Source organism: Okeania sp., from assembly GCF_035285525.1.
Taxonomy (GTDB): Bacteria; Cyanobacteriota; Cyanobacteriia; order Cyanobacteriales; family Microcoleaceae; genus Trichodesmium.
Map to the genome: position 1 here is coordinate 1 of NZ_JAYKGW010000204.1, position 12,950 is coordinate 12,950.

The 12,950-nt window shown below is 33.5% G+C and carries 10 protein-coding genes; 2 read left to right on the forward strand and 8 right to left on the reverse strand.

What is annotated here, in order from left to right:
• Positions 1 to 570: 570 nt before the first annotated feature.
• From VKJ25_RS19355 to VKJ25_RS19370, 4 genes are all read right to left on the reverse strand, one after another.
• A complete protein-coding gene (locus tag VKJ25_RS19355; RefSeq protein ID WP_324238276.1) occupies positions 571 to 1,305 on the reverse strand; it encodes a ParB N-terminal domain-containing protein in 735 nt (244 codons plus the stop codon).
• Positions 1,305 to 2,780, reverse strand: coding sequence for an AAA family ATPase (locus VKJ25_RS19360; protein ID WP_324238277.1), 1,476 nt, complete (start codon positions 2,778 to 2,780; stop codon positions 1,305 to 1,307). Before VKJ25_RS19360 ends, VKJ25_RS19355 begins: the two co-directional genes overlap by 1 nt.
• A 318-nt stretch (positions 2,781 to 3,098) precedes the next feature.
• The gene (locus VKJ25_RS19365) at positions 3,099 to 4,151 is read right to left on the reverse strand and encodes a fatty acid desaturase (protein WP_324238278.1); all 1,053 of its coding nucleotides are present in this window, start codon (positions 4,149 to 4,151) and stop codon (positions 3,099 to 3,101) included.
• A gap of 313 nt (positions 4,152 to 4,464) precedes the next feature.
• Positions 4,465 to 4,719 carry a hypothetical protein gene (locus tag VKJ25_RS19370; RefSeq protein ID WP_324238279.1) on the reverse strand — a complete coding sequence of 85 codons (255 nt, stop codon included), beginning with the start codon at positions 4,717 to 4,719 and terminating at the stop codon, positions 4,465 to 4,467.
• A gap of 790 nt (positions 4,720 to 5,509) precedes the next feature.
• Between VKJ25_RS19370 and thrC the strand changes: the two genes are divergently transcribed.
• Entirely contained in the window at positions 5,510 to 6,601 is a 1,092-nt protein-coding gene (gene thrC, locus VKJ25_RS19375) for a threonine synthase (RefSeq protein ID WP_324238280.1), read from the forward strand.
• 200 nt (positions 6,602 to 6,801) lie between these two features.
• Here the strand turns inward: thrC and VKJ25_RS19380 are convergent, their stop codons facing one another.
• A complete protein-coding gene (locus VKJ25_RS19380) occupies positions 6,802 to 7,428 on the reverse strand; it encodes a hypothetical protein (protein WP_324238281.1) in 627 nt (208 codons plus the stop codon).
• 509 nt (positions 7,429 to 7,937) lie between these two features.
• Between VKJ25_RS19380 and VKJ25_RS19385 the strand changes: the two genes are divergently transcribed.
• Positions 7,938 to 9,110: a YihY/virulence factor BrkB family protein gene (locus VKJ25_RS19385; protein WP_324238282.1), complete on the forward strand. Its 1,173-nt coding sequence runs from the start codon at positions 7,938 to 7,940 to the stop codon at positions 9,108 to 9,110.
• 308 nt (positions 9,111 to 9,418) lie between these two features.
• On the opposite strand, the gene VKJ25_RS19390 is transcribed toward VKJ25_RS19385, so the two are convergent.
• From VKJ25_RS19390 to VKJ25_RS19400, 3 genes are read right to left on the reverse strand one after another with little or no spacing between them, the layout of a single operon-like run.
• Entirely contained in the window at positions 9,419 to 10,369 is a 951-nt protein-coding gene (locus VKJ25_RS19390) for a hypothetical protein (protein WP_324238283.1), read from the reverse strand.
• Positions 10,370 to 10,371: 2 nt separating this feature from the next.
• The gene (locus VKJ25_RS19395) at positions 10,372 to 11,481 is read right to left on the reverse strand and encodes an AAA family ATPase (RefSeq protein ID WP_324238284.1); all 1,110 of its coding nucleotides are present in this window, start codon (positions 11,479 to 11,481) and stop codon (positions 10,372 to 10,374) included.
• The gene (locus VKJ25_RS19400; RefSeq protein ID WP_324238285.1) at positions 11,474 to 12,592 is read right to left on the reverse strand and encodes a DUF262 domain-containing protein; all 1,119 of its coding nucleotides are present in this window, start codon (positions 12,590 to 12,592) and stop codon (positions 11,474 to 11,476) included. The genes VKJ25_RS19395 and VKJ25_RS19400 overlap by 8 nt, the downstream gene beginning before the upstream one ends.
• Between the last annotated feature and the right edge of the window lie 358 nt (positions 12,593 to 12,950).

Consider the following 12,950-nt stretch of genomic DNA (forward strand, 5'->3'; position numbering starts at 1 on the left):
TTGTTACTTCATTTCAATCTACACAAAGTTGTTAAAAGTTGGGTTTTGTTACTTCATTTCAATCTACACAAAGTTGTTAAAAGTTGGGTTTTGTTACTTCATTTCAATCTACACAAAGTTGTTAAAAGTTGGGTTTTGTTACTTCATTTCAATCTACACAAAGTTTTTATAAAGTTGGGTTTTGTTACTTCATTTCAATCTACACAAAGTTGTTAAAAGTTGGTTTTTTTACCTCATTTCAATCTACACAAAGTTTTTATAAAGTTGGGTTTCGTTACTTCATTTCAATCTACACAAAGTTTTTATAAAGTTGGGTTTTGTTACTTCATTTCAATCTACACAAAGTTGTCAAAAGTTGGGTTTTGTTATCTCAATTAAACTTACACAGAGTTGTCAAAAGTTGGGTTTTGTTATCTCAATTAAACTTACACAGAGTTGTTAAAAGTTGGGTTTTGTTATCTCAATTAAACTTACACAGAGTTGTCAAAAGTTGGGTTTTGTTATCTCAATTAAACTTACACAGAGTTGTCAAAAGTTGGGTTTTGTTATCTCAATTAAACTTACACAGAGTCAGGATATATCTGGCCAGGAGTCAATAATTTTAATCATTCTTTTCTCTGCTAAACCGTCAATACGTTTAATAACATCACTAAAAGATTCAAAGGGTTCAAACTGTTTTTTATTTCGCTCTTTTTCAATATTATTTATTACTCTCTGACTTACTCCTGCTTTGCTTAACCTAGGACTTAGTTGAGCAAAAGACATAGTATTAAGAGCATCTAATAAGGGAGGTATTGGTTCAGGAATTTTTCTTTCTAATTCTTTAATTCTTGCTTCTAATACTTGGTTTTTTGATGAAAGCTCTGCTTTAACTTCATTCATTATATTGTCTAATCTTGATTCCATATTAAGCAGACGAAAATCAAAATTTGATAAGCGAGATTCTCCGTTACTTGGTGCGGTAGTTTCTCTACCACTATCCGGTGAAGGTAGTGGAGTTTTTGGTTGAAGAGCTTCAGCTTGTTTTAAAACTAAATCTTCAATTTTTGATGATATTACTAAAGAATTAACCATTTCTGCTTGACGTGGATTTTTTTCTCTAGCTCTCACCGCAGCATAGTATTCTAATGCACCATCAATTAATTCATATTCTTCTATTCCAACCTGTTTTAATAGAAGTGGTTTTACTAATCCATCGCACTCTAAAATCATATCGGCTAAATGTTCAATTTCATGTTCCGAAAAATTAGAACGAGACTGATTTGAAGTGATACTTTTTACATCGACTAAATAGAAGGAAATCATTAAATATTCTCCATTTTTTGTAGAACTTCTTCAGCTAATAATTCAAATTCATCAGCAGAGTCGTTAGCTGTCGCATCTTTATCTGAATACTTAAATATAGATAAGGGATTAGGAATATCTAACTCCCCTACTTTGATCGTTTGATTTAAACATTTTGATAAAGCTGTTCTTTCTGAAATAATACTATTCATCAAAGGCAGTTCGTAACGTTCTGAAATCACTTTTGTTTGTCGAGAAAATGTGTGTTGCCTAAATTTAGAATTAGGGGAAATTTTAGAGGGAAGAACACCCATAATTTTTAGAGAAGGCATTCTCATACCTTCCCGATATTCATTAACTTGTCTGACAAAATTTTTGACAGTAGGTAAGCCTTGATTTGCAAATGGTTTTAAATCAGAAGGAATTATCAAATAATCAGCAGTAATTAGAGGGATTTCGGCATAAATATCTCTAGATGGAGGAGTGTCAATAATTACTATATCATAATCATTTTCTACTTTCTTTAGTTTAGTAATTAATCTGGATCTACTAACAGCAATTTTGGTTAGCTTGTCTTGATGCTCAATTAATTGAATGTGAGATGGAACTATATCTAATTCTGGGTCGTTAAAAAATTCTGATTTCCTAGCTATGTCGCTAATAAAACCAAAGTCACCTGATTCTATTAGATGGTAAACATAACTGCTTCTAATATTATCATTTTCTTCAAACTGAAATTTTACTAAACCAGTAGCAAATGTGGCGTTTGCCTGACTATCAAAATCTATAATGAGAACTTTTTTTCCTTTTTGTACTAGGGCAGCAGCTAAATTAACTACTGTTGTCGTTTTGCCTACTCCGCCTTTATTGTGATAAACAGCAATTACTTTCATAGAATTTCTCCTATTTTGATTAATTGGATTATACTTGGTTTCAATGTTTATTAAATCTGCCTGATTTTCGAGAATATTACTAACAATTTCTTTTGGCTCAGATTGAGTAGCGATCGCCTCATTGACATTTACTTCTTTTTGTGGAATTTCCGATTTATTATAAACCACATTTTGACGTAAATATTCTCGACCTACTAATGCTTTAATTTCTTCTATTTTCTCATCAACTTCAATTCCCAAACAATTAAACTCTAACTTAATATTATTTCCTTCTCTTTGATAAATCCTAATTTCTTTAGCATTAGTTAACAAGCCATATTTTACATTCATGCTGGTTAAATAACGTCTAAATTTTCGTTGATGACGGTCTAAATTTTGTTTGGGACTTTTTGCCTCCATTACTAATGCTAAAGGAGAGTCTTCATCCAAACGAAAAGGTAGTTCCTGGGCAGCAAATGATAAAAAGTCTAAGCGGATACTACCAAAGGTTACTTCTTGATGCCAATGTTCGATATCGTATCCTAATTTTGGTAGTAGATAACTAACAATTAGTTTGCTTTCTACTTCGCTTTCGTTACGACATAAATCTGGATTAAAATTCAAGGTGATTTCAGTTATCAGTTATCAGTAGAGAGTGAACCTCCGACTTTAGTCGGAGTTTTGAAATAGTGAGTTAAATATTTCTCTTGGTCGATTGGATATGGCGTTTTGCGGAGTGAAACGACCGCTTTTTCATCCCCTTTTAAGGGGATACTTTAGACCTCATTTTTTGGTAATTATTTCTGAATTTTTAATTTTCTCCTTAATTAAAAAAGCAATCAGCATTCAGCAGTCAGCAAGACTGTTTATTTCAAACGTAAATCTTGAGAAACTGATAGGTGATAGCTGACTGCTAATTGCTATTTAAAATTACTAAGAATACTAAGAAACTTTCTGAGCATTGTACTCTTTAAAAGTCATATAAAACTTTTCTCGATCATACAAATGACACTTATCTGTTATCTCTTTCATTAAAGACCAAGAAAACTTAGTTTGATAAAGTTTATCTCCCCATTTATCCTTTAAAAATTGATATGCTTTTCTTAAATTATATGAAGGGATTCCTACAGAAACATGATGGGGAATATGTACATTAATATCATGGCAAAGAAACTCTACCCAACGAGGATAATCACAATGTACTGTACCAAATAATTGAGCCTCTACTTCATTCCAGTTTTCTGCTGAAGTAAAAGGAATTTCTGGTACTGTGTGGTGAACAATAGTAAACGTACTCATCCAGAAGTGGTAAACTAACCAGGGCATTAACCAAAACTTGACCAAACCCCACACACCAACTGTAGCTATTAACAAAGGAAAAGTGATCGCGCTAAACCCAACAATTACCAATGCAGAAAATTTAACATCTTTCCGATCCTGACCCTCAAATTTTCTCCAGTTAAAATGTATACCTGCCCAGTGAACAATAGAAGCTAACCACCAAAGTCTACCACGCATAAATCTATACACTAACTGCATAGGAGTACCAGCAACCTCATAATCTTCTGGATACCAAGGTTGCCAAGCATTATCTTCCCCCATCTTATTTGTATGTTTATGGTGATGATTATGGCCGATTCGCCAACCATGAAAAGGATAAATTAAAGGCAAAAACATTAAGTGACCAACTAAATCATTGACCCAGCGACGGTTCGCAAAGGAACGATGACCGCAGTCATGGCCAATTACAAAAAATCCTGTTAGTGCAGTGCCAGTGAAAATCCAGAATAGGGGCAATAAAAACCAAGGTGTAATTGTTAGTCCCCAATAACCTAAAACAACCATAAAAACATTGGTTGTCACCATTGTCCATGTTTTCCATTTATCTTTAATGAAAACTTCGCGAGGTAGAGTTTTCACAATATCTTTTAGCTGTAGTTGGTCTTTCTGACCAGAATAATTTCCATGAACAGATTCTGCAATTGATACAGTCATAAATTGTTTAAATTCCTGTTTTTCTTGATAGTTATGTATGTAGATTTATGATTCCGAAAAAAACGCCAGCTCCACAACTTTGCTGGCGGTTTTGACCACAGAAAATTTTTTACAGCTAATGCTCAGAACTAATAAAATTCAACGAATGTTAGTAAATTTTGTCCAAAACAGTGCTTTATGTAGCAAAACCTATCCTTTTATATCACAACCTTGTCTCTATCTAATTAAATAAATGATTTTTTTGGCTTTTGCTACTTCTTTTCTATTTGGTCAAATATTGCTATAATTTCATTCAAAAATTTTTTTGATTGACTTATTTTTCAACAATTTGTGAAACTAAGTCTCTTTCTTTGATAGTTTGTAATTCTAATAAGAGAGTTTCTATTTCTGCTTCGAGATGAAGTAACTTAACTTGTTGATCGGTTTGATACAAAGACTTCATTTGTTTTAAGGTTCGGGTTTGATTGGTTAATTTTCCTGGACTGTTTACTTTTGTAGGAGTATCTGAACAAAGAGAAACTTTGGACAAAGTAGATGTGCTGTCAGAAATCATTAAGTTACTAGCCATATATACTCACTTAAATTCTTTTTATTTATTAAGATATACAACAAATTTAGCTGTTTAATCTTGATTAAATCAAAATTTAACCTGATAAAATTATGGTTTCTAATTATTTAACAAATAATAAACTGTTATCATAAGTACGCAATGTGCAAATTTATAGGGAATAATCAGGGTTTCTGGAGCTTTTTCAGGAAGTAGGGGGTAGGGACATTGCATAGTCCGTACAGATATAAAGAGCCAAAAATCTGGTACTTTTTTCGCTCCTTAAATGCTACAGCCGTGATTAATAATGTCAATGCTGCTATATTTAATCAGTCAGCCCTAATTAATTTTGCTGATGAACTTATTAGAGATGGGACTTACGCACGCGCAACGTATTTCTGTCATGGCGCGACTCGCAGCGCCAGCGACAGCGTTTCGCTCCGCGACATGAATGGGTCGCAGTCCCTCAGGATAGCAATCTCAAATTACCGAAACTCGTCCCCAATGCGTAAGTCCTGAGAGAGTTGCAATTTAATAAAATATTTTCTCATCCTGAAAGAGAAATAAATCTTCATCTAATCTATACTTATTCTTATATAGAGTAAACACAACACCTACTAAACATTGTTCATTGTTAATAGGTTTGAGTATCTAGAGGGATTTTAATATATCCCTAATATAAGTCTGGTCAACCAAGAAGAAAAGTCCTAATCCTGATTCATCCCGCTGCGAAGTATCAGCTTAATAATTCCCCTGGCTTTAGTCTAGAGACCGGAGAGTAGTAAAATTCAACAATTCAAAACTTTTAAAGATGACCTTAACATTGTCCCCTTATCAGTCAAAATTACAAGGTTGGCCGGGTTTAATAGAAGCATATAGGCCCTATCTACCCGTGACACAGGAAACTCCTGTGGTGACGCTGCAAGAAGGTAATACTCCTCTGATTCCTGTACCAACCATTGCCCATCAGGTAGGCAGAAATGTAGAAGTATTTGTGAAATATGATGGCCTTAACCCCACGGGTAGTTTTAAAGATAGGGGTATGACTTTAGCCATATCTAAGGCCAAAGAAGCAGGAGCTAAAGCAGTAATCTGTGCTAGTACAGGTAATACTTCTGCTTCCGCTGCGGCTTACGGGAGACGAGGTGGGATGCGAGCTTTTGTTTTAATTCCTGATGGTTATGTGGCTTTAGGAAAGTTGGCTCAAGCTTTGTTGTATGGAGCTGAAGTTTTGGCTATTAAAGGAAATTTTGACCAAGCTCTAGAAATAGTCCGGGAAGTGGCTAATAAGTATCCTGTGACTTTGGTCAACTCACTTAACCCTTATCGTCTGGAAGGTCAAAAAACGGGGGCTTTTGAGGTGGTGGATGCTTTGGGAGATGCCCCAGATTGGTTATGTATTCCTGTGGGCAATGCTGGGAATATCACAGCATATTGGATGGGGTTTTGTCAATACCATAAAACTGGAAAATGCGATCGCTTACCAAAAATGATGGGCTTTCAGGCAGCAGGGTCAGCACCTATTGTCGAAGGCCATCCTATAGCTAATCCAGAAACAGTGGCCAGTGCTATTAGAATTGGTAATCCTGCTAGTTGGGAAAAGGCTATAGCTGCTCAAGAAGCGAGTCAGGGGAGTGTTAGTGCTGTGACTGATGAGGAAATATTGGAAGCTTATCGTTTATTGGCTTCTAATGAAGGAATTTTTTGTGAACCTGCTAGTGCTGCTTCTGTGGCTGGTTTATTGAAAGTTAAAGACCAAGTTCCTACAGGAGCAAAGATAGTTTGTGTACTTACTGGTCATGGTTTGAAGGACCCTGATGTAGCGATTAAACATAGCAATAACAAGTTTAAGCCGGGTATAGAACCAAGTATAGAGGCAGTTGCGAAAGTTATGGGGTTTTAAAGGAAGAAGGAGGAAGAAGGAGGGAGGAGGAGGAGGAAGAAGGAGGGAGGAGGAGGAAGAAGGAGGAAGAAGGAGGAAGAAGGAGGAAGGAGTTTTGTAGACCCTATATATAGCTATGTTGGTAGAGGGTAAGGTTCCCGAAAAATTGGATACCAAACCCCTACGGGGCGTTAATTATACCGATACTAATGAATTTGATATTACTCATTTTTACTACTAGGTAAACGAGGTAATGGTTTTCCGCCCGGTGGTAGCTGGAGAGTATTGGTATAGGAGGTTTCCTGTAATTGGATTTTATTTTGAATTTGATTATTGATTTCTGTTTTTAGCTGACTCTCGGAAATATTCTCCAATGTTTGTGGTTTAGTTGCTTTTGCTTTGGCCAGAAGATTCACTGCATCTGCCAAAGCATTTGTTAAACTTTTACGAGTATCTGCATGATTAGTTTGTTCTTGTTGAAGAGCTGTAGTTAATTTTTGGACTTTTGCCAGAGCGCGACCATGTTCCTGGCTCACTTCAATAATTTTGGCCTTAAACTCATCTATAGTTTGTAAATGTTTGATTTCCTGTTCAATATTTGTTGTAGTTTCATTTTTATCCCTATCAACGAAGGATAAACCTTGTAATTTCTGAACTTTGGTTTTCAAGTTATCAATAGTTTCTTGGTTTTGTTGTGTTTCATTTCTGCGTTGTTGAGCTTCAGTATTATATAGTTGGCGCCATTTAGAAGCATTATTTTGAGCTAAATCTAATTCTGTTTGTAGTTCGACTATTTTTTGTTGAAGGGCTTTGATTTCATTTAACCATGGAGTTATATCCTGTGTCATATCATAATTATAGGTGATAGGGTGTTCATTTAATTGGGTTATTTTTCCCTGCAAGATTACCTTGACAATTTTAAGTTAAAAATTGATTATAGGTTCCCAAAAAGTGTGAGGTACAAAATTCTAGGTTTGAGGGAATACTTAACTGGGAAAAAGAGAAAAAATAACTGTATTTCAGGACTTTGAGAAACGCTATAATATTAACTTAATTAAGTTAGGCTACATTACTTATTTTATACTGAAATGCCAAATAATTTAGTGAAATTATAATAGTGTCAACGTTTTGAAGTAAGCGTTCTATATTTAGGGGTCATATCTTCGATGCAGAATGCGCTCGTATTGAACTTTTGAATGGATTAAGTAAGCCTTTTTTAAGTTTTAATTTTTGACAAAAAAATAAGGTCTCAAGTTTCCTCTCAGTCTTTTAAGTCTCTGACAAAAGCTGGGAGGTACTGATAACTGAAATGACACTTTTTCTTAGACTGCTATATATTACTATTTAGCTAAAAGCTATGAGCTTTTTCCATTTTCTACGTCACTTTAATTCTGTAACATTGCAGGAATTTTCCAATCGGAAAAATAGGCAGCGATTTTTAGATATATTAATTCCAATTTCCCAAAATACTTATAGATTATTATTAACGATCCTCAAGTCAATAATTAAATATATATTAAGACGAATAATTCGCTTTTTTCAGTTCATTTATTATCTTAATTTATCAACTATTAAAGAAGTATTTAATTGTGCAGCAAAACAGAGATTATCCGGTTTATCTGCGGAGATGGCATATCATGCAATGCTTGCTTTATTTCCGGCTTTATTAACAATAATTGCTGCCATTGGAATATTTGACTCTTTAAGTTTAACCCTGTTTCAAATGGGAGGTTTACTAATAGATATACTTCCCAATCAAATACGGTTTTTAATTAGCTGGGCTGTGGATGAAATTCAGAGTTCTCCTAACAAAGAAATATTTTCTTTTAGTTTTATTGTATCAATTTGGATATTTTCTAGTGTGGTTAGTTCTGCAATGGCAGCCCTTGATGCAATTCATCAAGTTCCGATTGAGGAAAAACGACCTTTTTGGAAAGCAAAATTAGTTTCTTTAGGGTTAACTATTGGCAGTCTAATACTATTAATTATTGCTTCTACTTTAGTGTTAGTTAGTGACTTAATTGTAGACATAATTGCTCGTCAAAGTTGTCTATTAGAGACTCTGCCTAACTGCCCTCCAGATCAAGTTGCTATTTGTTTATTTCAAGAACCTATAGATAATTGTATTTTAAAGTCACAATTATTAGAAACTTGGAGTCAATTAAGATGGCCGATTACTTTAGGAATAGTATCAACAGCTTTTGCTTTTGTTTATCGTTTTGGTCCGAGTTATAGAAAGAAAGGTACGCCGATTATGCCTGGTGCAATTATATCAGCATTAATGTGGGCGGGAGCCTCTAATTTATTTCGTTTATATGTTTTCCATTTTGGCTTTAGTTTTGAGAACTATAACCGAATTTATGGAACTATTGGTACTTTTATTATTTTGTTATTGTGGTTATATATTAGTTCATTTGTAGTGTTAATTGGGGCACAATTAAATGTAACAGTAGGGGAGGAAATGGTTAAAAAAAAGGAAGTTATGCCGTTTCACAGAATTAAAAAGTCAAAATTCAAAAGTCAAAAATAAGATTTTATAGCTCGAAATAAAGGAAGAAAAAAGAAGGAATAAGGAAGGAAAATAATGGCATAAAAATTGGAGTTACCGTGGTCTTTGTAAGAGGCTAATTACACCAGTGGTTATGGAGAGAAATATTAAAAATAAAAGCACTCCTCCTGGTAAAAATGCTAGAATTTTCCATCCTCTCAGAAGCCAGAATATTAGGGTAATAATAATAAGATTGCCACAAATGTAAGAAAAATGGGGAATGGTAAAGTTAGAGTTTTGGCTCACGAATTTGACCTCATATTTATATTGATTAATAACAAACGTTGTGACTATTGTAGCTTAAGACCTATATAACCAACGATTATTTTTCCAGGTCTTAACTCTTCAGAAAGATAAAGTCGCCAAGCACCAGGAGTCATTCGTAGATGCCAACTAAAAAGACGTTCTTTATTATCAGGACATTTAATAGTTAGTTGTTGTCTAAACTGTTTAATTCTGGAGTCACTTTCTGGGGTAGTTTTGCTTGGTAATAAATTTGGATTAAAAGTTCCTGTTTGCCAAGTTTGAGAGTATTTTTCTAGTTCCAATAATCGTTTTTTTACCTGTTGCAAAATTGGGTTGCCAGTGTTGAGGTTTTTTAGCTGTTGCTCTACTTGTTCACAGAAGATTAAATTAGCGAAAAATTCTTGTCTCTTTTCCCATAGTTTTTCTCCATCAATTTGCTTATCAAATAGTTGATTTTCTATATGGTTTTTAATCCATTCTGTATGTTGTTTAACATGACTGATTCGACTAGCATGAACAATTTTTTCCGAGTATTCAGTTAACTCTCCATTTTTATCTAATTCTGTTATCTGAAGTTCCAGAAAATCTGTATCCCATTGTGTTTCGGATAACAAACTAACTGTAAAAGAATCACTAATTAAAGCCAAACGAATACCCTCTGCTAACTTTCCTTGATGCCGAACTTCAGACAAATCAAATTTATCTTTAATTTGTGGGAGAGCATCCTCACAAAAAGGAACTTTTAAAGTTAGACTGCGGAAAAATCTACGCTCCTCTAAATCTACTGTTTTGTCGTTACGCCAACTTGCTATAGGATAATTACAAACAAGTTCTATATTGTTAATATTGCTGTGAGTCCGAAGTATAGGTTTGACACCTAAACTTTTTGCTTTACGTAAAGTTTGAATTAACTCTGACATTAATTTTTGCGCTGTAGAAATATCAGCAACATGAGTCTGTAGAGAAAGTTCATTAAGCACCATTTCTAAATCCATATTTATTCTTCCCTGGGTTCTAAAAGTGCTTCTAAACTATTATCCCATTCATCAAAAAAACCTTCTGGCCATTCATCTATTCGCCCGTTTCGATCTATCTGGGGGGATATTATTTTAGTTATAAATTCTGTTCCTTGTTTTCGGCGGTCAAAATAATGTAATTGAACTTTTTCAGGATTAAATTTTCCTTTATAAACTGTTAATCTAATTCCATTTAAAACATGGTCGCTATGAGTTTCAACTACAATTTGTACCCCACAACTAGCAGCAAGAGCTAATAATTCTCCCATTTTTGCTTGACCTTTTGGATGAAGATGTGCTTCAGGATTTTCTATTATAATTAAACTGTCTGGAGGGGATGAAAGAATAGCTACAATAATTGGTAAAGTATAGCTAATTCCAAATCCAACATTAGTAGAACGATAAGGATTACTATCTCCATAATAATATTGAAGACTAATTAAATCTATATCTTGTTTAGGGTTTATTTGTAGCCGCGTACCAGGACTAATTTCTCCCATCCAAGCTTCAACTTGTTCTCTTAAAATTAGGGAGTCTGCTTGTGGATGCCTTAAGCTAATATTTGGTATATTTTGGTTTTCATTTACAAATAAAAAATGAGCTGTATATTCTCCTTTAGTGCCTAATTTTTCTAGTTCTTGAACTTGGAAATCTGACATTTCTAAAAATAAACGCGGACCTAAACGTTCTGCTTGCAGATAGTGGAAGTTTTTCTTAAAAAGACTAGATTTATAAATATCTGAAGTCACAGGTGGTGAGGCAAGATTTAGAACATCTTTTTCTCGGTTGTAAGAAAAATTCCAAATTCCCCGAGTCCCATTTTCCCAGACAATTTCAAAACTAATAAAATCATCTTTTGCTCCTTCAAATAAAGCATCTTGAGCAGTGCCTATAGAAACTAATTCACCATTGAGTGCTAAACCTTGATTTTTTAATAGTCCTTGTTGATAAGATTGACGCATTAAAAGTAATGCTTGTAAGACAGAAGATTTGCCTGTACTATTTAGACCAGAAAGTAAGGTTAGCGGTCTAAATGATAGAAGCTGGTTGGCAAAAGGTTTAAAATTTTTTAGATGTACTGAACTAATCATTTATAACTTCTTTGATAATTTTTTCAATAGTTTCAAAACGATATTCTATCTTATCTTGAGCTTGAGAGATAGACTGGGAAAATTTTCTGTCTTTATCTACATATTCAGTAAATTTATCTACTAAGTTTCGCTTCTGTACTTTAAGTTTTTGAGTCTGTCGAGAATTAAGCTGACTAATGTGAAATGACCATGTTTCAAATAAGGCTTTATTAACTGGAAATTTTCTTTGCTTCTTAGGTTTCCTAAAAGCTTCGTCACCAAATATTTCTTGACAAATAATCATAGCATTTTTGAACTTATCTTTAAGTTGTTTAATTTCCGAATCAGATAAATCATTAATTTTTTTCATAGCATTATCTAAAAATTCTTCTCTGCCATCTCTAGCGTAATCTTGATAAGAATCAGATGTAAGCATCACTGCTAAAGCACCTAGTACAAATTCCCGATCATCCATACGTTTGATTCGTGATTCACCGAGCTGAATAACATTAGTAAATTCTGGAGATTTAGCAAGTTCAGCTAATAATTTTAGGACTTTACCAGGATTAAGAGCATGACGTATTTCTTGAGGAGTTAAACGTTCTCCTCCTGTGTTAATACGTTTAAAAATATTATACTTAACTTTAGCTGGCGTACCTGATGAAATTAGATATATAGTAACTTGAGTTTCTTCAATACGACGCTGGTATTTACGGTCTAAATCTTTATAGATTGTGCCATTAAGTTCATTGCCCAAATATTCTAAACCAGTTAACCGTAAATTATTACCAATGAACTGTTTTAAAGCTGAAAGTCTTTGCAAACCATCTACTACTAACCAGTTTTCTTCATTAGTTCCATCAATATAAAAAGCTGGTAAAGGAATCCTAATAATAATAGATTCAATCAATCGACTTTTAACCTCATCATTCCAGATATCAGAATGACGCTGAAAATCTGGAGCTAAATCAAGAGCTTTTTCATTTATTCTTCTCACTAACTGTTCAATTGTAGGTTCTCTAGTAATAATATTAATTTTCTCTGGATCGTAGATTAAATTATCTTTTTCATATACTTCCTCTTCATCATTTTCTTCCTCTTGATATTTGCTATAATTTTCTTTACTACTCATAGATTTTACTCCCATTATTTGATTTTGATTATACATCTGAGATTAGAAGAAATTAATAACTTTATATTCAAAATTGACAACTATTATAAATAAGTATATCATCAAATACTGTACCTAATTTTTCCTATTTATATTGACCTTAGTTTATCAATTTATGGATATCAGCGCTCCCTAACCAAAAAATAATTATGACAAAAAGTTATGTGTAGATTATACTAATCAATTAATCCTCCTAATACTTATTTCTATTGTTAGAGAAAATTTTGAGGAAAAAATGCTAAGCATTGAATTTGAAGACTATTTATGTTTAGATAAATTATCAATGTCTGAATTAGAGCGATCGCTTACTAAAAAAAAT